Consider the following 19,162-nt stretch of genomic DNA (forward strand, 5'->3'; position numbering starts at 1 on the left):
TTCCGGCAGGGGCCGGATGAGGAGATGACTATGGCGATTTTTGGCTACGGGCGTGTTTCGACATCGCAGCAGGATACTGAGAACCAGCGTCTGGAACTTGAGCAAGCTGGATGGACTTTCGACTTTTGGTTTACTGATGTTGTTAGCGGGAAGGTTCCTGCGGTGCAACGCAAAGCGTTTTCTGAAATGCTCAGCAAAATCCGCGATGGTGAAACATTGGTAGTTGCAAAACTAGACCGTCTGGGACGTGATGCGATTGATGTTCTGCAAACGGTCAGAAAGTTGGCAGATCGAAACATCAAGGTTATTGTCCACCAGCTTGGCACGACTGATCTCACCTCCGCTGCGGGTAAGCTTCTGCTGTCAATGCTGGCAGCGGTTGCAGAGATGGAACGTGACCTGCTGATTGAGCGGACCCAGGCTGGTTTGTTGCGGGCAAAAGCCGAAGGTAAGAAACTGGGAAGACCGCCGAGAATCGCCCCAGAAGACCGTAGAGCGATTACCGAGAAAAAGAATAATGGAACCAGTGTCAGTGCTTTAGCGCGCGAATACGGCGTTTCCAGAGCAACTATTACCGCAATCTTTGATTAATCTTGAATTTTTCACATACCTGATTGGCAGGTTTGATAAACCAATGCTTCAACTTCTTGCGGTTTTTTTGCGGCCATGTCTTTGTAAACCATGCCAGCAAGGGCATGGGCAAAAACAATATTACTCTCAGTGATGCCGGGTTTGCCTCTGAGATCTTCAATTTGTTGTTGGTAGACAGAAATTGGGTTGTGCTCGTCTCGCCCGATGGCAATATTTTTTGCCATCGTTGACCATGCAGTGCATACAGTATCGTTAGCATCTCTCTTCAACGAGCTTTCCAGCGCCTTATCACCTGTAATGGCATGCTGCGCCCACGCTGAATTGTTGGCGATAAACTTTTTGGATCCGGTCGCAATACCATATTCGATGCGAATGCCATTATCGTGATAGCTACCGTCAGCATCTTTAGTCGCTAGCTTTAGAGATATGCGGCAACCGGGGAGCGTTTTGTGTTCTTGCACCGAGACAATAACGGTGTCCGTATCGCAATCAGCAAAGCTGTATTCGGGGTTAACGTAAGTGTTAGTTTTGATGAGCAGCCCGGTAAGTCCGTTTTTATAGCCTTTTGCCGGCAGCGTTTTGAAGGCGCTGCGATCACCCTTTTTGATCGCTTCCCGGAAGTGATCCATACCGATGCGCGTCGCCAGTTGATCGATGCTTTCTGCTGCATAAGATGCAGATGACGCAGCGATTAACATAATGGTCAGCACAGACTTGGCTGAAAAACCGGGCTTATTAAGCCGTGTTTTTGACATATTGTTATCCCTCAGAATCCACCCCAGCGGTGTCAGTTATCGCATCATAGACGATTGATTCGAAATGTCACTATTGGAGCGTGGCTCTTTAGTGGACATCTGCGCAAATTCAGGTCATGAAAATGACCCTGAGAAAACTGTTTGGACAACGAGTAAAAGAGTTGCGCATTGCCACCGGAATGAGCCAGGAAGCCTTTGCTGATCGGTGTGGGTTTGCACGTAGCTATATGAGCAGAATTGAACGTGGTGGCTCTAATGCGTCTCTGGACGCGATTGAGGTGCTGGCTAACGCTTTGAGCGTTGAGCCGTGGCAGTTATTAGCGTCTGGCTCATCTGAAGATAACGACCCGGAACTGTTGGTTCCATACGCGGCCGATGGTTCCTGTTTTCACCCCGGTTTGGCGAGCACCCGTGATGGTTCGTTTGGCGTAGGTGATAAAGCGGCTCAGAAGCGTTTTGGCACGTTTTCTGAAGCTCTTGAGTATCTCCGTAGCATGGAGACAGCAAAATGGCGTAGGCCCAATGCCAGTGGCAACTGGGGTATTGTTTCGGCAGTGCGGTGGGGCAAACTGAGAAAGTGAAGTAAGTGTAAGTTTATAAATTCTGGATGCTGTATTAATGAACAGTCTTCTTTGGCAAAAGATGAGACACCTATGAATCAGTCTTACTCTTCTATAAGAGTCGACAAAACATCAAAATCCAGGTGCGTTACGTAGGCGTTACAGTGGCATTTCACTTCGGCAATGGAGAGTGTTTTTGAAAAATAATCATTTAACATCATATGATTGGCTAAATGCGCTGAATAATCTTGAATTGCTTTCACTTCATTCCGAAATTTTAACGCAGTTGCGTTCTAGAGGTGTCATTCGCACCAAGAATAATCCTGTTGGTGACTATGCTGAATGGCTGGTTTCTAATGCACTGGGTATGACTCTTCTCAGTAATTCGTCGGCGGGTGCTGATGCCATTGATGCTGATGGCCTGAAAGTGCAGATCAAAGCTAGGAGAGTTACGCCGGATAATCCTTCCCGGCAGCTTAGTGCCTTGCGTAACTATGAGGCAGCCGATTTTGATTATTTAATCGCGGTTATTTTCGATGAGACTTACAACATTCTTGATGCTTACAAAATCCCACATGAAGTAATACGAGATTATGCACGGCATAGTGACCACGTTAACGCACATATCGTTAACCTCAAGGGCGCGATTCTTACTGATCCCCGAGTTAGTTCCATCAAAGAAGACTTGATTGTCAGGAGTTCGGCTTCAGTCAATGAAGCGGCTATGCAAACCCTTCCACCCGAACCTTTGGAAGAGGTTTTGAATCAACCAGAGAAGATAACGAGTAGTGTTACCCTGGTCAGCCTCCTTAAGGCTATTGGGATGGAGTGCTTCGTAAACTACTACCATCATTTTGCCGATTCAAATTTACCAAGCGCTTATATCATTGAGCAAATGCACTCACGTGAGGGTTATACAGAGAAAAGTTGCCGGGGCCGTCTCAGTAAAGCGCGAAAAGTGATCAGGGATGGTTTAAGTATTGAGGCTTTGGCGTTGATCGCTGACTCTGAGCGAATGCAAGATTCTGTCAGAAATGACGCGCTAAAACTTATCAGCGTTCTGGAGTGAAGCGGTTTGCAAAACGTTGTAGTTCCTCCTACAAAACCCTCCTACAATGCATCACGTTTTTGTTAATAAATCCATGGGATTACGAGAACTTTGGAGCGGGGGTGATTTCCCTTCGCCCGCTCCAGTATCCTGATAAATCAATAAGTTATGATTTATGAGTTAGTTACGTTGCCCCGCTTTAGCAAGTACAACTTAAACTTCCGATTGTTCTTTGCCCGCACCTGTCGCGTTATTGATCTGTGGTTCAAGGGAGCACATCATCACGCTTGCGGTGGTTCCAGGTTCTTACCGCGACAGCACAACAACGAACAAAAAGTCGCATACCAGGCGTAACTCCCAACACTTTTAACCGTTCCACACTTAGCGCGGTGTCCCGTTACAGCCTGTCGTGATGACACGCCACGGATAAACGAGCAAATGTTGGGAAGCCTAACCAATCCGTGAAAGGGGCTGGCTCTGCCGTGGTCTTCACCGAGCCATAAATGATCGGTACTCGATAAGAGAGCTGTTAATTGACAAAATGAGGATACGCCTTCGGCGCTGAATGTTGGTATGCCCAACACGGCGCTAAATGGCTATCATTGCGTGAAAGATGATGTTATCAGACAAAAGCGACTATGGAATGAGTGTATGAAAATTAAGCGAAAGCCCTTTGAGCAATTCTTAATGCACGACATAGAAGCGTTAAATGGAGATTTGGAGGAGGCATATCTAAAAGCCGCTTTCCCTTTGATTGGCCAGATTGTGATGTATTTCAATACATTGGAAAAGGACTTGGATAGTATAATCTACGAAAGTTTCAGTGACCGCTCTGATCAATTAGGTATTATTGTTATAGGCAGTATGAACTACTCAGCGAAGATAGACCTTTTCAAAAGGTACTCTGACCTCTTGCACCTCGCTTTACAAGAATCTTACAGTGAGTATGACTCGCTGATAAAGGATCTTAAGGAATGTGGTCGGTTACGGAATCTCACTGTACATGCAGATTGGAATAATACGGACCTTGAAGGATATACTTATCTGGGGGTTAAAATTACCAAGGAAGGAATTAACCAAGAATATATTCAGTTTAGCATTGATTCCCTGAACGATATCCTTACTTTGATACATCACACACGCTTCAAATTAAGTGATTATTGGGAGGCTAGAAACATAATGCACTCCAAAAAATCACAGAAATAAACCAATAATGATGTTAACAAGAGTTTGAGGGAACAGTAATGTCTGGAATGTTAGCTAGCACAGCCGCCGCTGTTGGGATCATTGATAAAGCTGTAGGAATTGCAAAGAAACTAGCTGATGATGGCGGGGAGCTTGATAGGGCAACTCTCAAACTTGAGCTTGCAAACCTAATGAGTGAGCTTGCAAGTGTCAAGATGGAAGTCATCACTACTCAAGCGCTGTTGTTTGAATCGGAACAGAAGTACAAGCAACTTGAAGACCAGTTAAAGGACAATAAGAACTTCCACTTCCGTGATGGCGTTTACTGGAAAGAAGGTGACGAGATAGCATTTTGCCCGAAATGTTATGAGGGAGCAGGCAAAAAACTACACATGAGGTCTCAATATACTGAAGCAGAACCTGATTGGGGGATTCGAGCACGCAGTTATTGGTGCTGCTATCATTGTCATTTCGAACAAAATAAGAGCGGCTAGATAGGGACATTGGTATCGAATATTTTTATGCTGGCACAGGGTTTACTGTTCGTTTTATAAACAAAATCATAGATTGAGTTGGAATAGCGGCACAGGGTCCCGTCGGCGGTTTCGGTCTGTTCCGTCAATTGCATGGTTATACGTCCAGCCTGTGCAGTTAGCGGCATAAGAGCCAGTACACCACAAAGTAGAACCGCCTTCATTTTCACATCAGCCCCGTGGGTGTCATGACTCTTTCTTGAGCCATTTTACGTCCTCCTGCCTAAATATCCTCGGCTCTATTATAGATCCGCTGAGTGGAACGATTAGCCGCCTAATAATTTCACTGAATCTGCATCAAATATCCTAGTGTTGCCACTGCGTCACACAGCTTTGCATGTGTTGCAATTTGCCTCGCTTTATTACAACAGGAGAAACGCTGTCTTTCTGTAGTAAAAAGCCTTGGTATATTGCTTAATAAGTCCCTCTGCTTGTTATGGAAATAATTATAAAGGTTATTTAACAATCAATAACAACATGCGCAACAAGTATTAGACCTAAGTGAAACTGCGTTTCGTAACAGAAAGTTATGCGGTAAAGTGGTGAGCGTTAATCTTCAATAAATCTCAGGCAGGGAATGTTATGGCTGGTGTATTGGCAAACACAGCAGCAGTGGTAGGGATTTTTGATAAGGCGGTTAGGATCACTCTGAAGCTGGCGAATAACAGTGATAAACTGGGGCACGCTTAACTTGAGTTAGATAACCTGTTTTTTGAACTTGCTAATGCCAGGATCGAAGCCGTAACAATGCAAACTCTTGGGGCTGACTCCGCCTCAGATCTTCGTTTTTTCTCGCCAAACGAATTCTCCTGATTAAAAAAATGACTTATTCCGCCAGCCTCGGCTTCTCTGCATTCCTCTATTCCGTAGACCCGGTAAGCGAATCGCCACCGGGCCATGACAGATTAATTATTGACTCATCACCCTTTCGGGAACACCCAAACATGCTTCTCAGGCAGCGAAAGATGGCAGTGCTGCGGATCCCGAACCTCATGCCCATACGCACGAATGACAAAATCATCCCCCACCGTGCGGAACAGGTACTCCCAGCGGTCGCCGAGATACATGCTGGTGAGCAGCGGCAGCTCAAGCTGATTTTCCCCTGGTCCCTCGACCACCGCCACGCGCTCGACGCGGATCACCGCCGTGCCTTCATCACCGCTCTGTACCCCTTCACCGGCCTGACCCCACAGTACCCAGCCTTTCCCCTCGATGCGCGCTTTGCCGTCGCGCACTTCGGTGACCTTGCCGTGCAGACGGTTGTTGCTGCCCATAAACTCGGCGGTAAACAGCGTTTTCGGCGAGCCGTACATCTCCTGCGGCGTGCCCTGTTGCTCAATTTTGCCGTTGTTAAGCAGCAGGATGCGGTCGGAAATCGACATCGCTTCGTTCTGGTCGTGCGTCACCATCAGCGCCGATAGCCCGAGCTTGATAATCAGCTCGCGCAGGAACACGCGGGCCTCTTCACGCAGCTTGGCGTCGAGATTAGAGAGCGGTTCGTCCAGCAAAATCACCGGCGGGTTGTACACCAGCGCACGGCCAATCGCCACGCGCTGCTGCTGCCCACCGGAGAGCTGGTGCGGGTGACGTTTGCCAAGATGGCCCAGACCCAGCTGGTCCAGCACGTCCTGCACGCGCTGCTGAATCTCTTTGGCCGGGACTTTACGCAGCTTGAGCGGATAGGCCACGTTCTCAAACACGGTCTTGTGCGGCCACAGGGCATAGGACTGGAATACCAGCCCCAGGTTACGCTCTTCCGCCGGGACCTCGCTGCGCGGCGTGCCGTCGTAAACTTTATTGTTGCCAATGACAATCGACCCCTGCGTCGGTTTTTCCAGACCCGCAACGGCGCGCAGCAGGGTGGTTTTACCGCTGCCGGAGGGGCCTAACAGGGAGACCACTTCGCCGCGCTTCAGGTTCATGGAGACACCTTTTAAAACAGGATTGTCGCCGTAGGTTAAGTGCAGATCGTCAACCGCTAATTCAATCATGTATTTTCACTCCGAAACGAAGGGCAATGCCCAGACCTACCACGACCAGCAGGATGTTAATGAAAGAGAGCGCCGCCACGATATCGATGGCACCCGCGGCCCAGAGGGAAACCAACATCGAGCCGATGGTCTCCGTGCCGGGTGAAAGCAGGTACACACCGGTTGAATATTCGCGCTCAAAGATCAGGAACATCAGCAGCCACGAACCGATAAGACCGTAGCGGGAGAGCGGAATGGTGACGTGGCGGGTGATCTGCCCGCGCGTCGCACCGGTGCTGCGCGCCGCCTCTTCAAGCTCCGGCCCCACCTGCAGCAGCGTGGAAGAGATAAGCCTCAGCCCGTAAGCCATCCACACCACGGTATAGGCCAGCCAGACGCTGAAAATGGTGCTGCGCAGCGAACGCAGCCAGACGATGACGTTTTCACGCATCCAGTCGGTCCAGGCGAATCCGGAAAGCCAGCCGGATTTCAGCGAGTTATCCAGCCACATCGGCAGGAACAGGAACACCCACAGGAACGCCAGACCCGCCAGCAGGCCAGGCACGGCGCGCGGCACCAGCACGCTGTAGTCCAGGAAACGCGTGGTGTTATCCGGCTTGCGGTGCATGGCAATGCCGACAAACAGGTAGCACACCACGGCCAGCGCGCCGCCAATCACGCCAATCGCCATGGAGTTGACGATGGCGCGCAGCAGATTGGGCTGCGCCCAGATGGTGCGGAAGGTGTTCAGTGAAAGCTCGTCCCACAGCGAAACGCCCACGCCCCAGTTGGAGATAAACGCGCGCAATACCACGCCGAGCAGCGGAACGCCGATGGTGACGGTGAGCCAGAAGGCAATCACTCCGCCAGCCACCCAGCGCCATTTACCCAGCGGCAGCGCGCGGGCCTGCGAGGCCTTGCCCTTCATGGTGACGAAGCGGTTGGCGGTACGCATCAGGCGACGCTGGAGCATCACCAGCGGGATGGTGATGCAGATCAGCACCACGGCAACCGCTGCCATCAGGTTATAGGATGGGGTGCCCATCTTGTTCGTCAGCTTATAGAGATAGGTCGCCAGCACCATGTTGCCTTCCGGATCGCCGAGCACCAGCATCAGGCCGAACACTTCCAGCCCGAGGAAGAACAGCAGCACGGTGGCGTACAGAATGGATGGGCGCACCATCGGCAGGCTGACGGAGGTCATCACCTGCCAGGGCGACGCCCCCGCGGTGCGCGCGGCTTCTTCCACATCGGAGCCCACGCTGCGCAGCGCAGACGAGATATACAGATAGGCGTGCGGGACGTGCGTCAGGCCGGCAATGACCACAATGCTCGACATGTCGTAGATATTCCACGGCACAAAGCCAATCAGCGCCTGAGCCCACTGGGAGAGAAAGCCCACCGGACCGGCGGCCACCACGTAGCCGAAGCCCAGCACCATCGGTGAAACGAAAATCGGGACCAGGATCAGCGGCTCAATCAACCGGCGGCCGGGCAGGTCGGTACGCACCATCAGAAACGCCAGCACGCCGCCCAGCGGAATGGAGATAAAGACCAGCCCGAAAGCAAGGATAAAGCCGCTTTTCAGGGCCTTATAAAAATCAGGGTCGGTGAAAATAAATTCAAATGATTCAAAGCTCCACTCTTTTGACGGCGAAAAGAACGGGGCGGACAGGAAGCTCTGTATCACGATAAACGACAGCGGGGTGTAGATAACCAGGGCGGTTATCAGCACGACGATGCCTCGCGGCAGGCTTTGCCACTTTCTGCGTAATGTATTCATGGGGTATCCCTGGTGTTGCAGCCCAGAAAAACGAACTCAGTCGATAAGGGAGCGCGGCGTCCTGCGCCGCGCTCAGACGCTTATTTACCGGCGGCGGTACGCCACTCTTTGATGTACTCCAGGCGTTTTTTCGGCTGCAGGTATTCCAGCAGCGTTTCATCAACCGGAATTGGCTTCAGCGCGTTGCCGAGGATTTTGGTCAGGCCGTCGATATCGTTTTTCCCTTCGATATCGTTACGAATGGAGGGAATATCCGCCTGATTGGCCAGAATGTTTTGCCCTTGTTCAGACAGCACATAGTCCAGCCACAGCTTCGCGGCGTTGCTGTTTTGCGATTGCTGGCTGATGAACGACACGCGCGACAGCACCAGGGTGTAATCTTTCGGATAGGAAATGCCGAGCGACGGATCGTTCTTCGCACGCGCTTCCGCGTAGGAACCGAGGATGTTGAAGCCGATCAGGTTTTCACCGGAGGAGACGCGCTCCATCATGGTGCCGGTAGACGACTGCACCGATAAGCCACCTTTGGCGACGTCGGCCAGGGTTTTAAAGTAATTAGGATCGGCGTTGTGATCCTGAACCGAGAGCATAAAGCCCAGACCCGATTTTTCGATGTCGTAGGTGGTGACTTTGCCCTTGAATTTGTCCGTCTGGCTGGCAATCAGCTTCGCCAGCGCGGCATGAGAGTCCGGCACGTCGCCGGCCGGGATCAGGCGCTTGTTGTAGATAAAGACCACCGGCTCATAGGTGGTGCCGTAAGCCTTATCTTTCCAGACCGCCCATTTCGGCAGCTGGCTTTGCTCCGGCGATTTATACTCCATGGCGTAGTCGGTGGCGAGCTTCAGCCCGGTGTCCATAGAGGAGCTCCAGACCACGTCGCCGCTCACGCCACCGGAGGCCTGTTCGCTGATGAAGCGGTTGTACAGCTCGGTGCTGTTCATGTCGTTGTATTCGACTTTAATGCCCGGGTAGGTTTTTTCGAAGCCCTGGATCAGCGGTCCGGCGGCCTTGATGTCGGTGGTGGAGTAAATAACAACCTTGCCCTCTTTCGTTGCGGCATCAACCACTTTTTGATACTCAGCAGGATACCCCTGCGGCAGGGCAGAAAGTGCAGAAGCAGAGAACAGTACAGTAGCGGTAAGCAGAGAAATTCGGAACGTGTTCGACATTATAGTTAACCTTTTAGTTACATTTGAGGAACTAATTGTCAACATAGCGTATCGGGCTTCACCCACAAGAGGGAGAAGCGGGCAATGATTCCGAAGTGTGATTGTCGCCGTCGTTTCAGCAATTAACACCATAAAATCCGCGAACGTTAGCCTGTAAACGGTTCTGGATTACGGTTTATCGGGCGCTTTGCGGTATAACCTTCGCGGATGACCAATATTGCCATACAGCATTTCGACGCTGATTAACCCGCTCTCCACGCAGTATTCAAGGTAGCGACGCCCCGTGGTTTTGCTGATCCCCACGTTTTCCACCACCTCTTCAACCGACATCGCATCGTCGGGATGCTCGGCGAACAGGCGTTTAATCCGTTCCAGCGTCTGGGGTTCAATGCCCTTCGTCGACGGCGTAATGGAGGCTTCCGCGGCGGGAAGATTAAACAGGCGATCCAGCGCATGCTGATCGACCACCTTCACCTGCTGCACGGTGTGGATAAAACGCATAAACCGCTCCAGAGAGGCGTGCAGGCGCTGGAAAAAGACGGGCTTAATCAGGTAGTCAAACGCGCCGCTGCGCATGGCGTGGCTGCAGGTCTGCATATCGCTGGCGGCGGTGATGAAGATCACCGAACACTCATAGCTTTTCAGCAGCGGATTATCGATGAGCTCAACGCCTTTACCGTCCGGGAGATAGTTGTCCAGTAGGATCAGCCGCGGCTTATGCTGACGAATCAGGCTGCACGCCTGCTCAATCGACGCGGCGATGCCTACCACGCGCAAATGGAAATTCTGCTCGATATACTCGCGATGCAGCTCCGCCAGGTGCGGCTCATCTTCAACTATCACAACGTCAAGTGGTCGGGTCATGCTGTTGCCCATTCGGAATAAACACAGAAAAAATCGTGCCCTGCGGCGTGTTGTCGGCAATCTCAATACTGCCGCCGGCCTTGTCGATATATCCTGCCACCAGAAACAGGCCAATACCGTGCTCGGTACCCACAATGTCGTTTTCGCTGTCCGGCTTGCTGCTGAACCCCTGGCGGAAAATGTGCGGCTTCAACGCATCGTCCACCCCGCAGCCCCGGTCGGCCACCTCGATCAGCAGCTCCTGGTTACGGTCAGAAATGTAGAGTTCTACCGGCGCGTGAACCGGGGCGTTGAGGGTCGCCTCCACGGCGTTGTCCAGCAGGTTACCAATAATGGACATCAGCTCCGTTTCACTCAGCACGGCAGGCATGCGGGTGAGCTGGCAGGCGGGATCAAACAGCAGCTCGATGCCTTTTTCGCGCGCGCTGACGTATTTTCCGAGCAGAAGCCCGCACAGCGCCGGGGAGGCAAAATGGGCTGAGACAAAGTCCAGCACGCGCTGCGCGCCTTCTGACTGCACCTGAATGTAACGGATCGCCTCGTCATAGTGTTTCATCTGCAGTAACCCGACCAGCGTGGCGGTCCAGTTCAGCTGTTCGTGGCGCATAATGCGCAGGTTATCCGCATAGCGTTTGATCTGACTGAGCTGGCTGCTGAGCGTGTTGATGTCATTTTTGTCGCGAAAGCTGTACACCCAGCCGCTTTCAACGCCCGGTTCGACCTCAATCGCAACCCGGTTGACGATCACCTCGCGCTGGTTCAGCACCGCAATCTGGTCGTGGCTCCCGCTGCTCACCGAGGTGTAGCGCTGGGATAAAAATCCCGGCGACGTCTGCAAAATGTCTTCCAGCGGTTTACCGATGAGTTCTTTCTCACTTTGCCTTATATCCAGCATTTCTCGTGCCGCGCGGTTAATTAAAATCAGCTGCTTCTCACCGTTGACGGCAAATACCCCTTCGTACATGGCTTCCAATAGCGCGCGCTGCTGTAAAACCAGCTGAGCGATATCTTTTGGCTCCAGTCTGAACATCTGTTTTTTGAGGTTGCGGGTAAACAGCCAGGAGAAAATAAACAGCAGCAGCAGAAGCGCAGCGCCGTACAGCCCGGACTGCCAGAGAATGCGGGCGTTAATATTGGCAATATACGAGGTCAGATAGCCGACCGAGACAATGCCAATCACCTGATGCTGCGCGTTGAAGATGGGGGCTTTGCTGCGAAGCGACACGCCAATCCCGCCCTGACGCACGGAAATAATGGTTTTACCCTTTAACACCTCCGCATTATCCCCGCCGATCATCGGTAAATTAATACGCTCCGGGGATTCCGAATGATAAAGGTGCTGTTCCTCGGTATCGCCAATCACAATGTAGCTGGCATCGCTTTCGGCGCGCAGGGGCTGAATTAAACGGGCGATGCCGGGGATATCTCTGGCCGCAACCATTGCCGCCAGACCCGGCATCAGCGCGATCTGGCTGGCCTGAACCCGGGCGCGCTGGCCGAGATCGTGATGGAGCTGTCGGTCAATAAAATGAAACAGGATTGTTCCCAGCAGAACTAACAGCAGGCAGGAGAAGCACACCAGCGCTAAAAACAGCTTTACCTGAAAAGAGAGTCTGCGTTTCATTCAACCTGCGGAAGTTATGCAAAAGTGACATTTGCCGAGCCTGACATGTGCCAATAGCGGACGCAATCTGGCGAGAAAAGAGTTGTGACCTGGCTTTTCGTTTTCGGCGTTATAGCCATCAGGATCCCGTAAGGCTATGCTTCATTCAGCACCATAATAATTACAGAGGCAATGTCATGGATAAAGAACTACTGGATGCGGGTTACCGGGCCTATACCGGCGAGAAAATTGACGTTTACTTCAATACCGGGATCTGCAAACACTCAGGTAATTGCGTGCGTGGGAGCGCAAAGCTGTTTAATCTGAAACGTAAGCCGTGGATCATTCCCGATGAAGTGGACGTAGAAACGGTTGTACGCGTGATTGATACCTGCCCGAGTGGTGCGCTGAAGTATCGCCAAAAATAAGCGAGGAACCATGGATATTCTGGAAGGCCATAACAAGTTTTACGTGAATGATGCGAACGGCAATCAGGTCGCGGAGATTGTATTCGTACCGACCGGCGAGCACCTGAGCATTATCGAGCACACCGACGTGGATGAGAGCCTGAAAGGGCAGGGCGTCGGTAAACAGCTGGTGGCGAAAGTGGTGGAGAAGATGCGCGGTGAGAACCGTAAAATTATCCCGCTGTGCCCGTTCGCGAAACATGAGTTTGATAAAACGCGGGAATATGACGATATTCGGGCGTAAATAACACCGGCGATGGCCGGTGTTTTTTCATCTCGCCTGCTCAAATAGCAATATCAACGCGATCAGCACCATTATCCCTCCCGATGCCATGCTTATCAGACGCGCCGCCTGTGGCCGGGTCGCCAGTACCGCTTTCGAACCATACCCCACCAGCAGATAGACCAGCGTACAGGTGATAAGGTGCATCACGCCAAGCGCGGACATTTGCACCGCTATCGACCAGCTTCCGGTCGGGTCTGTAAACTGCGGAAGCAGCGCCAGGAAAAGTAAAAAAACTTTCGGGTTAAGGCCGCTAATGCAGAGCCCTTTCACCGCCCACTGCCTCCAGTTTCCCGCATGGTGGGTGGCCTTTTCCGGTGCGGCAGGGTGACGCAACAGCCCGATTCCAAGCCACAGGAGATACACCGCCCCCGCGACGGTCAGCCCGGTTAACGCCAGCGGATGTTGAGCAATCACTACGCCCACGCCAGCCACCACAACCAGCGTGGCTAACAGATGCCCGGACATTAACCCCATCACTGCCGGCACCACGCGTCGCCCGTTAATCCCGGCGCTAATGGCGTAGGCCCAGTCGGCGCCCGGCGTCATGATAAGCAGAAAAGAAACCACCCAAAAGCCAGCCACAATACTCATTTCCATCGTCCTGAAGACTCCCGCAGTGCGTCAAAGGTTGAGAAAAAGAATATCGCTAACCCTGCGAAATAGGCTTTCAATGTTATGCTCATAACACCGTGTAATTGAGAAAATATTCCACATGGATAGCATCGATCGAAAAATTCTTGCTGAGCTACAGTCTGATGGCCGTTTATCCCTTACCGAGCTGGCGGAAAGAGTGAATCTGAGCCTCTCGCCGTGCCATCGTCGCGTGCGGGCGCTGGAGCAAAGCGGGGCGATAACGGGATACCGTGCCAGCCTCGACCCCGCCAAAATGGGGTTCAACTTCCTGGCGATAGTGTTTGCGACGCTGAAGGAGGGTGACCGCAAGGCGGTTAGCGCGTTTGAAGCGGCGGTGGAGGACATTCCGCAGATCGTGCTGGCACAGCGCCTGTTTGGCGATCCCGATTATCTGATGCACGTCGTGACCCGTGACCTGTCGGCTTTCCAGAAACTCTACGACGAGAAGCTCTCCGCCATGCCCGGCGTGCAGCACCTTCGATCTACGCTTGTCATGAAAACGGTGGTGCAGGACAGACCTTTTCCGCTGGAATCAGCTGGGCGAGACTGAGAGGCATGCCCGGCAGAACGCCGGGCATGCAGGGCGTTTAGCCGACAAACATCACCGACACGCACAGCACGCCGACGATCAGCGTCAGCAGGTTGCCAATGGAGCGGTACTGTTTTAGTGAGGGGATCAGATACGTCGACAGCGTCGGCATGATGAACAGGATCATGGCGATAAGCGGGCCGCTGATGGCGTAAATCATCGAAATGGCGTTCGGGTTAATGCAGCAGACGGCAAAGGTGATTAACGACACCCCCATAATGGAAATCGCGCGGTTAAAGGCGCGGCTCTTTTTCACGCCCACCTGATTGAGCGACGACTTCACGATCTCCGTCGCCCCTTCAATCACCCCAAAATAGGTGCCGAGGAACGATTTCGACATCGCAATAATCGCCACGATAATCCCGGAAATGCCCAGCCACGCCGGTGAAGAAGGCATCATCGACAGCGCGGACAGGATCGTTACCCCTTGCTCTTTGGCGGCCACAATGTACGACGGCGGAATTGAGAGCAGGCAGCTGAAGACAAAGAACAGCACGCTCAGGCAGATGATCAGGTACGCCACCTTCATGATTTTCTTGCATTTATCCATAGCACCGTCGGCAAACTTCTCGCGGCGATCAACGGCAAACGTTGAGATAATCGGGGTATGGCTGAAAGCAAATACCATCACCGGAATCGAAATCCACACCTGATGCAGGGTATGGCGATCGACAGCCATCTGGCTGGTCAGCAGCGAGGGTTGCCAGCTTCCGGTCAGATAGAGCGAGACAAACAGAAAATAGGCAATCAGCGGAAACACCAGGAAGCCCATCACTTTTATCGTGATATGGCGTCCCATCAGGAAGATCAGATTCAGAACCAGCACCACCCCCAGGCTGACCAGCACGCGAACGGCGGTATCCACCGTCAGGTGTTTTGCCAGCTGCTCCGTGAGCGAGTTGGTGATGGCCACCGCATAAATCTGCACCACCACAAAGAAGGCGATGAAATAGAGCGTGGTGATCAGATTGCCAATCTTCCTGCCGTAGTAGTGCGAGACGGCGCCGGTGATCCCTTCATTGCCTTTTGTTTTTGACGACAGGATAAATTGCGCCAGCGCTCTGTGCGGCCAGTAGGTTAAGGGATAGGCCACGAGGGCGGTAATAAACAGGACGATAGCGCCTGCGGAGCCCAGCTGAATGGGCAAGAACAGCGTTCCTGCGCCCACGGCCGTGCCATAGAGAGCGAAACTCCAGAGAGTCTCATCTTTTGACCAAATTTTCGACATTAGAGCAACGTATCAACTATCAAACCATCGGAATGGCGTGCAATTTACCATAGTTATGCCTGAAGAGCGCAGTTGCTTCGACGGAGTTTGGCCGGAACGGGCGTCCGGCCAAAGGCGGTTTAGCCTGCCAGGGCGCGCCGTTGCTGGCGACGCTTAAGAAATTTCTCGCGCAGGCAATCGTATGCCCAGTTATAGAACATGGTGTACGGCAGGAAGAACAGGAAGAAACCTATTTCCAGCGTTAATGCCTGAAGCAGGGTGACGCCCAGCACCGCGGCGACAATCGACACGCCAATCACGATAAACCCGCATTCGAACCCCAGCGCATGCAGCGCGCGCACTTTTGCCGTACGTTTGACGCGCTGAACCGGCCAGAAACGGTCGAAGCCGAAGTTATAAATAATGTTCCACAGCATGGCGGTGGTGGCCAGAATAATGGTCAACCCACCCATCTCCACCACGGAACGCTGCATGAGCCACGCCGCCGTAGGGGCGAGGATCGCCGTCGCAATCCCTTCAAAACAGACAGCATGAAAGATCCGCTCCGGCAGTTTACGTTGGAGTGCATCCTGATGTTGCATAGTCATAGACCTCATTAATTCGCCGGTATGGGCGTTGATGCAGCCTATTTTTATCGCTAAAGCTGATATATTAAAGATAGTATCCATCGCTAAAGTAGATAGGTTATGCGCTATTCACCTGAAGCCCTTAAGGCGTTTGTCGAGACCGTTGCGGCGGGCTCTTTCTCTGCTGCCGCACGCCGGCTGCGTAAAAGCCAGTCGACGATCAGCACGTCGATTGCCAATCTTGAAGCCGATCTCGGTTTCGAGCTGTTTGACCGGTCGGCGCGTCAGCCGGTGTTAACGCTCCAGGGAGAACAGGTGCTGGGCTACGTGCAGGCTATCCTGGCCGCCAGCACGCGGCTGGACGAGCTGGCGGTGTCGCTAACGGCGCAAACGGAGGCGCGTCTGACGTTTGTCCTTTCCGATACCCTCAACCCGGACGTGCTGGAAGAGATGATGAAACAGTTTGACGCGCGTTTTCCCCATACGGAATTCGAATGTCTGATTGGCGAGGAAGAGGACGTGATCGATCTGCTGCAAAAGGAGCGAGCGCAGATTGGCCTGACGGAAGCGCGCGACAGTTACCCTACGGATATTGGCGTCACCCGGTTGCCGATGCAGACCCGCATGGCGATCTACGTCGCGATCGCGCATCCGCTGGCCGGACAACATGACGTTCAGCATGACGAGCTGCACGGCTGGCGGGAGCTGCGGCTCAGCACCTATCTTGAGCGTGAGGCTGAGATCGCGCGCGGGCCCGTCTGGTCAGCCCCGAATTACCTGTTACTCTTGAGTATGGCGGTACAGGGATTTGGCTGGTGCGTGCTGCCGTGTGCGCTGGTGGATGAATTTGCCGCCGCGAAATCCCTGGTACAGCTCAATGTTCCCGGCTGGCCACGGGCGATCGGCATCGATCTGCTGTGGAATAAACGATCCCCTCCCGGCGTTGCCGGAAGCTGGCTGCGGCAGTATCTGCAGGATGCGCGCTGATCCTTGTGATTAAACTCACTATTTTTAAACAATTAAGATAATTGCCAGTAACAATCCTCTACTATCGTCATGTCATTTAACACAGAGGTCGTGATGAAAGATGTCGTAATAGTGGGTGCGTTGCGTACAGCTATCGGCTGTTTTCAGGGAGCGCTCGCGCGTCACTCGGCGGTTGACCTGGGCAGCGTGGTGGTAAAAGCGCTGGTGGAACGCAGCGGGATCGCAGCACATGAAGTTGATGAAGTGATCCTGGGACAGGTCCTCACGGCCGGTGCCGGGCAAAACCCTGCGCGTCAGGCGGCGCTGAAGGGTGGGCTGCCCAATACCGTTTCCGCCATCACCATCAACGACGTCTGTGGTTCAGGATTAAAAGCGCTGCATCTCGCTACGCAGGCCATTCAGTGTGGCGAAGCGGACGTGATCATCGCGGGCGGGCAGGAAAATATGAGCCGCGCGCCGCACGTGTTAACCGACAGCCGGACCGGCGCACAGCTGGGCAACAGTCAGCTGCTCGACAGCCTGGTGCATGACGGGCTGTGGGATGCGTTCAATGACTATCATATGGGCGTGACGGCGGAAAACCTGGCGCGCGAGTACGGCATCAGCCGTGAGGTGCAGGATGCCTACGCGCTAAGCTCGCAGCAAAAAGCGCGTGCTGCGATTGATTCCGGTCGTTTTCGCGACGAGATTGTCCCGGTCAGCACGCAGCGTCAGAGCGGCGAGCGTATCCTCGTGGATACCGATGAACAGCCGCGCACCGACGCCAGCGCTGAAGGCCTGGCGAGGCTGAACCCCGCGTTTGAAATGCAGGGCTCGGTGACGGCGGGAAATGCCTCTTCCATTAACGACGGCGCTGCCGCCGTCATGATGATGAGCGAAAGCAAAGCCCTTGAACTCGATCTTCCCGTCCTAGCCCGCATTAAAGCATTCGCCAGCGTGGGGGTTGATCCTGCGTTAATGGGGATCGCACCGGTCTACGCTACCCGCCGCTGCCTGGAGCGCGCGGGGTGGCAGCTTTCGGATGTGGATCTGATCGAAGTGAACGAAGCCTATGCCGCGCAGGCGATCTCCGTCGGAAAAATGCTGGAGTGGGATCCCCTGCGGGTCAACGTTAACGGCGGCGCGATCGCGCTGGGGCATCCTATCGGTGCGTCCGGCTGCCGCATCCTGGTTTCGCTGGTCCACGAAATGAAAAAGCGCAATGCCCGCAAAGGGATTGCCACACTCTGTATAGGCGGCGGGCAAGGGGTGGCGCTGGCCATCGAGCGCTAACCTCTTCTCAATCAAAATGACCTCCTCCGGGAGGTTTTTTTTCGCGTCCTTATTCTCCCGGCGGATGAATTGTGATCCGAACATCATTTCCGCTATAAACAAAAATAAAAATGAAACGTTGTTTTAAATATAATTGAAAAGCCCACTTTATGCCGATAGTATGTGCTCATCATGAAAAACGGAACGCTGTTTCGTTTATTTCCGCCTTCGGGCATGACCACATCTGGAGGTTACCGTGGACGTCAGAGAAAGCATCCACAATGCGCACGCCAAAACGCTGGATACTCAGGGGCTGCGCAATGCATTTTTAGTCGAGAAGGTATTCGAGGCCGACAGGTACACCATGGTTTACAGCCATATCGACCGCATTATTGTGGGTGGGATTATGCCCGTCACGAAAAGCGTCTCCGTGGGCGGTGAGGTCGGTAAACAGCTGGGCGTGAGCTACTTCCTCGAGCGTCGCGAGCTGGGGGTGATTAACATCGGTGGGCCGGGCACCATCACCGTAGACGGACAGTGCTATGAGATTGGCCACCGCGAGGCGCTGTACGTGGGTAAAGGGGCGAAAGACGTGGTCTTTGCCAGCATCGACGGAAGCAGGCCTGCGAAGTTTTACTACAACTGCGCGCCGGCTCACTCCACCTACCCAACCAAAAAAGTGACCCCGGCAGACGTCGCACCCGTGACGCTGGGCGACAACCTCACCAGCAACCGCCGCACCATCAATAAATACTTCGTGCCGGACGTGCTGGAGACCTGCCAGCTCAGTATGGGATTGACCGAGCTCGCGCCAGGCAACCTGTGGAACACCATGCCGTGCCATACCCACGAGCGCCGCATGGAAGTCTACTTCTACTTCAATATGGATGAGGACGCCTGCGTGTTCCACATGATGGGGCAACCGCAGGAAACGCGCCATATCGTGATGCACAACGAACAGGCGGTGATTTCACCGAGCTGGTCCATTCACTCCGGCGTAGGGACGAAAGCCTACACCTTTATCTGGGGAATGGTGGGTGAAAACCAGGTCTTTGATGATATGGACCACGTTGCTGTCAGCGATCTGCGCTAGT

Annotated in this window: 19 protein-coding genes and 1 pseudogene; 11 read left to right on the forward strand and 9 right to left on the reverse strand. The window is 53.2% G+C overall.

Annotation, left to right across the window (positions count from 1 at the left end; all coding sequences use genetic code 11):
* Nucleotides 1-30 precede the first annotated feature (30 nt).
* Nucleotides 31-591 (forward strand): recombinase family protein, encoded by a 561-nt coding sequence (locus BJ885_RS15065; protein ID WP_123007250.1) that lies wholly within the window; start codon nucleotides 31-33, stop codon nucleotides 589-591.
* Nucleotides 592-857: 266 nt separating this feature from the next.
* On the opposite strand, the pseudogene BJ885_RS15070 reads toward BJ885_RS15065, so the two are convergent.
* Nucleotides 858-1,346, reverse strand: a pseudogene (locus BJ885_RS15070) (hypothetical protein); the annotation flags it as partial.
* 122 nt (nucleotides 1,347-1,468) lie between these two features.
* On the opposite strand from BJ885_RS15070, the gene BJ885_RS15075 reads away from it, so the two are divergent.
* The 4 genes from BJ885_RS15075 (at nucleotide 1,469) to BJ885_RS15090 (ending at nucleotide 4,633) form a co-directional block, all read left to right on the forward strand.
* Entirely contained in the window at nucleotides 1,469-1,927 is a 459-nt protein-coding gene (locus BJ885_RS15075) for a helix-turn-helix domain-containing protein (protein WP_142377141.1), read from the forward strand.
* A gap of 169 nt (nucleotides 1,928-2,096) precedes the next feature.
* Nucleotides 2,097-2,975, forward strand: coding sequence for a DUF6998 domain-containing protein (locus BJ885_RS15080; RefSeq protein ID WP_259467224.1), 879 nt, complete (start codon nucleotides 2,097-2,099; stop codon nucleotides 2,973-2,975).
* Nucleotides 2,976-3,605: 630 nt separating this feature from the next.
* Nucleotides 3,606-4,160: a hypothetical protein gene (locus BJ885_RS15085; RefSeq protein WP_121932228.1), complete on the forward strand. Its 555-nt coding sequence runs from the start codon at nucleotides 3,606-3,608 to the stop codon at nucleotides 4,158-4,160.
* A 38-nt stretch (nucleotides 4,161-4,198) separates the two neighbouring features.
* Complete coding sequence (locus BJ885_RS15090; protein WP_233468638.1) at nucleotides 4,199-4,633, forward strand: hypothetical protein; 435 nt, start codon at nucleotides 4,199-4,201, stop codon at nucleotides 4,631-4,633.
* Between the two features lie 959 nt (nucleotides 4,634-5,592).
* Here BJ885_RS15090 and BJ885_RS15100 read toward each other — a convergent pair.
* The 5 genes from BJ885_RS15100 to BJ885_RS15120 all read right to left on the reverse strand — a co-directional run bounded on the left by BJ885_RS15100 (nucleotide 5,593) and on the right by BJ885_RS15120 (nucleotide 12,082).
* The gene (locus BJ885_RS15100; RefSeq protein WP_121932230.1) at nucleotides 5,593-6,663 is read right to left on the reverse strand and encodes an ABC transporter ATP-binding protein; all 1,071 of its coding nucleotides are present in this window, start codon (nucleotides 6,661-6,663) and stop codon (nucleotides 5,593-5,595) included.
* Entirely contained in the window at nucleotides 6,656-8,425 is a 1,770-nt protein-coding gene (locus BJ885_RS15105) for an iron ABC transporter permease (protein ID WP_023309073.1), read from the reverse strand. The genes BJ885_RS15100 and BJ885_RS15105 overlap by 8 nt, the downstream gene beginning before the upstream one ends.
* Before the next feature lie 80 nt (nucleotides 8,426-8,505).
* Nucleotides 8,506-9,594 carry an ABC transporter substrate-binding protein gene (locus BJ885_RS15110; protein ID WP_023309072.1) on the reverse strand — a complete coding sequence of 363 codons (1,089 nt, stop codon included), beginning with the start codon at nucleotides 9,592-9,594 and terminating at the stop codon, nucleotides 8,506-8,508.
* A gap of 168 nt (nucleotides 9,595-9,762) precedes the next feature.
* Nucleotides 9,763-10,458: a response regulator gene (locus BJ885_RS15115; RefSeq protein ID WP_121932333.1), complete on the reverse strand. Its 696-nt coding sequence runs from the start codon at nucleotides 10,456-10,458 to the stop codon at nucleotides 9,763-9,765.
* A complete protein-coding gene (locus BJ885_RS15120; RefSeq protein WP_121932231.1) occupies nucleotides 10,442-12,082 on the reverse strand; it encodes a sensor histidine kinase in 1,641 nt (546 codons plus the stop codon). Before BJ885_RS15120 ends, BJ885_RS15115 begins: the two co-directional genes overlap by 17 nt.
* Before the next feature lie 176 nt (nucleotides 12,083-12,258).
* Here BJ885_RS15120 and yjdI point away from each other — a divergent pair, with 176 nt between their 5' ends.
* Nucleotides 12,259-12,489, forward strand: coding sequence for a 4Fe-4S mono-cluster protein YjdI (gene yjdI / locus BJ885_RS15125; protein ID WP_008499689.1), 231 nt, complete (start codon nucleotides 12,259-12,261; stop codon nucleotides 12,487-12,489).
* A 10-nt stretch (nucleotides 12,490-12,499) separates the two neighbouring features.
* Nucleotides 12,500-12,772: a GNAT family N-acetyltransferase gene (locus tag BJ885_RS15130; protein WP_008499687.1), complete on the forward strand. Its 273-nt coding sequence runs from the start codon at nucleotides 12,500-12,502 to the stop codon at nucleotides 12,770-12,772.
* 27 nt (nucleotides 12,773-12,799) lie between these two features.
* Here BJ885_RS15130 and BJ885_RS15135 read toward each other — a convergent pair whose 3' ends face one another.
* Nucleotides 12,800-13,411 carry a LysE family translocator gene (locus tag BJ885_RS15135; RefSeq protein WP_047646294.1) on the reverse strand — a complete coding sequence of 204 codons (612 nt, stop codon included), beginning with the start codon at nucleotides 13,409-13,411 and terminating at the stop codon, nucleotides 12,800-12,802.
* Nucleotides 13,412-13,526: 115 nt separating this feature from the next.
* Between BJ885_RS15135 and BJ885_RS15140 the strand changes: the two genes are divergently transcribed.
* Nucleotides 13,527-13,997 (forward strand): Lrp/AsnC family transcriptional regulator, encoded by a 471-nt coding sequence (locus BJ885_RS15140; protein ID WP_047646293.1) that lies wholly within the window; start codon nucleotides 13,527-13,529, stop codon nucleotides 13,995-13,997.
* Nucleotides 13,998-14,034: 37 nt separating this feature from the next.
* Here the strand turns inward: BJ885_RS15140 and BJ885_RS15145 are convergent, their stop codons facing one another.
* Together BJ885_RS15145 and BJ885_RS15150 are read right to left on the reverse strand one after the other, a co-directional pair.
* A complete protein-coding gene (locus BJ885_RS15145) occupies nucleotides 14,035-15,264 on the reverse strand; it encodes an amino acid permease (protein WP_033146458.1) in 1,230 nt (409 codons plus the stop codon).
* Nucleotides 15,265-15,383: 119 nt separating this feature from the next.
* A complete protein-coding gene (locus tag BJ885_RS15150) occupies nucleotides 15,384-15,845 on the reverse strand; it encodes a multidrug/biocide efflux PACE transporter (RefSeq protein WP_121932232.1) in 462 nt (153 codons plus the stop codon).
* Nucleotides 15,846-15,950: 105 nt separating this feature from the next.
* On the opposite strand from BJ885_RS15150, the gene BJ885_RS15155 reads away from it, so the two are divergent.
* The 3 genes from BJ885_RS15155 (at nucleotide 15,951) to kduI (ending at nucleotide 19,161) form a co-directional block, all read left to right on the forward strand.
* Nucleotides 15,951-16,817, forward strand: a complete 867-nt coding sequence (locus BJ885_RS15155; RefSeq protein WP_121932233.1) for a LysR family transcriptional regulator — start codon at nucleotides 15,951-15,953, stop codon at nucleotides 16,815-16,817.
* 93 nt (nucleotides 16,818-16,910) lie between these two features.
* A complete protein-coding gene (locus BJ885_RS15160; protein WP_038417283.1) occupies nucleotides 16,911-18,089 on the forward strand; it encodes an acetyl-CoA C-acetyltransferase in 1,179 nt (392 codons plus the stop codon).
* Between the two features lie 235 nt (nucleotides 18,090-18,324).
* The gene (gene kduI / locus BJ885_RS15165) at nucleotides 18,325-19,161 is read left to right on the forward strand and encodes a 5-dehydro-4-deoxy-D-glucuronate isomerase (RefSeq protein WP_121932234.1); all 837 of its coding nucleotides are present in this window, start codon (nucleotides 18,325-18,327) and stop codon (nucleotides 19,159-19,161) included.
* The last annotated feature ends 1 nt before the right edge of the window (nucleotide 19,162 follow it).

The sequence above is a fragment of the Enterobacter sp. WP_7_1 genome, from assembly GCF_003688535.1.
In the GTDB taxonomy this organism is placed as follows: Bacteria; Pseudomonadota; Gammaproteobacteria; order Enterobacterales; family Enterobacteriaceae; genus Enterobacter; species Enterobacter asburiae.

What these genes read in the sequence shown, in the direction of transcription:
- BJ885_RS15075 (WP_142377141.1), top strand. Translation starts at nt 1,469, where the DNA reads ATGACCCTGAGAAAACTGTTTGGACAACGAGTAAAAGAGTTGCGCATT.
- BJ885_RS15085 (WP_121932228.1), top strand. Translation starts at nt 3,606, where the DNA reads ATGAAAATTAAGCGAAAGCCCTTTGAGCAATTCTTAATGCACGACATA.
- BJ885_RS15140 (WP_047646293.1), top strand. Translation starts at nt 13,527, where the DNA reads ATGGATAGCATCGATCGAAAAATTCTTGCTGAGCTACAGTCTGATGGC.
- BJ885_RS15110 (WP_023309072.1), bottom strand. Translation starts at nt 9,594, where the DNA reads ATGTCGAACACGTTCCGAATTTCTCTGCTTACCGCTACTGTACTGTTC.
- yjdI (WP_008499689.1), top strand. Translation starts at nt 12,259, where the DNA reads ATGGATAAAGAACTACTGGATGCGGGTTACCGGGCCTATACCGGCGAG.
- BJ885_RS15090 (WP_233468638.1), top strand. Translation starts at nt 4,199, where the DNA reads ATGTCTGGAATGTTAGCTAGCACAGCCGCCGCTGTTGGGATCATTGAT.
- BJ885_RS15155 (WP_121932233.1), top strand. Translation starts at nt 15,951, where the DNA reads ATGCGCTATTCACCTGAAGCCCTTAAGGCGTTTGTCGAGACCGTTGCG.
- BJ885_RS15120 (WP_121932231.1), bottom strand. Translation starts at nt 12,082, where the DNA reads ATGAAACGCAGACTCTCTTTTCAGGTAAAGCTGTTTTTAGCGCTGGTG.
- BJ885_RS15145 (WP_033146458.1), bottom strand. Translation starts at nt 15,264, where the DNA reads ATGTCGAAAATTTGGTCAAAAGATGAGACTCTCTGGAGTTTCGCTCTC.
- BJ885_RS15130 (WP_008499687.1), top strand. Translation starts at nt 12,500, where the DNA reads ATGGATATTCTGGAAGGCCATAACAAGTTTTACGTGAATGATGCGAAC.
- BJ885_RS15135 (WP_047646294.1), bottom strand. Translation starts at nt 13,411, where the DNA reads ATGGAAATGAGTATTGTGGCTGGCTTTTGGGTGGTTTCTTTTCTGCTT.
- BJ885_RS15100 (WP_121932230.1), bottom strand. Translation starts at nt 6,663, where the DNA reads ATGATTGAATTAGCGGTTGACGATCTGCACTTAACCTACGGCGACAAT.
- BJ885_RS15065 (WP_123007250.1), top strand. Translation starts at nt 31, where the DNA reads ATGGCGATTTTTGGCTACGGGCGTGTTTCGACATCGCAGCAGGATACT.
- BJ885_RS15150 (WP_121932232.1), bottom strand. Translation starts at nt 15,845, where the DNA reads ATGCAACATCAGGATGCACTCCAACGTAAACTGCCGGAGCGGATCTTT.
- BJ885_RS15160 (WP_038417283.1), top strand. Translation starts at nt 16,911, where the DNA reads ATGAAAGATGTCGTAATAGTGGGTGCGTTGCGTACAGCTATCGGCTGT.
- BJ885_RS15105 (WP_023309073.1), bottom strand. Translation starts at nt 8,425, where the DNA reads ATGAATACATTACGCAGAAAGTGGCAAAGCCTGCCGCGAGGCATCGTC.
- BJ885_RS15115 (WP_121932333.1), bottom strand. Translation starts at nt 10,458, where the DNA reads ATGACCCGACCACTTGACGTTGTGATAGTTGAAGATGAGCCGCACCTG.